Here is a 759-nt window from a genome sequence, read left to right on the forward strand (position 1 = left end):
TAGCGTATTAATATTGCTTCATGTACTGATCTCTTTCCCATTCAGATACTTGAGTTCTGTAGTAATCCCATTCAATTGATTTTGAATTAATAAATTGATTATAGATATGATTTCCTAAAGCTTTTTTAATAACTTCATTTTCACGCATTGCTTTTAATGCAGTATAAAGTGTTGAAGGTAAGTCTTGAATGCCTACTGCTTCACGTTCTTCACGGTTCATTTCGTAAATATTTTGGTTAACTGGTTCTGGAACTTTTAATTTATTTTTAATACCATCTAGTCCAGCTTCTAAGATTGCAGCTAACGCCATGTATGGGTTTGCAGCTGGATCTACTGAACGTACTTCGATACGAGTAGATAATCCTCTTGAAGATGGTACACGGATTAATGGTGAACGGTTTTTACCACTCCATGCAATATAACATGGTGCTTCATAACCAGGTACTAAACGTTTATATGAGTTTACTAACGGGTTACATACAGCAGTAAATCCGCGTGCATTTTTAAGCACACCTGCTGTAAATTGATATGCAGTTTCCGTTAAGCCCATTTCAGTATTTGGATCAAAGAATGCATTTTCTTTACCTTTGAATAATGAAACGTTAAAGTGCATACCGCTACCATTCACACCGAATAATGGTTTAGGCATAAATGTTGCGTGTAAATTATGTTTACGTGCGATTGTTTTAACAACCAATTTAAATGTTTGGATATTATCACATGCTGTAACAGCATCTGCATATTTAAAGTCAATTTCAT

At 34.4% G+C, this 759-nt stretch carries 1 protein-coding gene; it reads right to left on the bottom strand.

Annotated elements, in window-relative coordinates:
• Nucleotides 1-7 precede the first annotated feature (7 nt).
• Nucleotides 8-759, bottom strand: a 752-nt coding sequence (locus IDG60_RS17885; RefSeq protein ID WP_206160621.1) for a glutamine synthetase family protein, incomplete at its 5' end; no start/stop codon positions are given.

The organism is Staphylococcus sp. EG-SA-2, assembly GCF_017152085.1.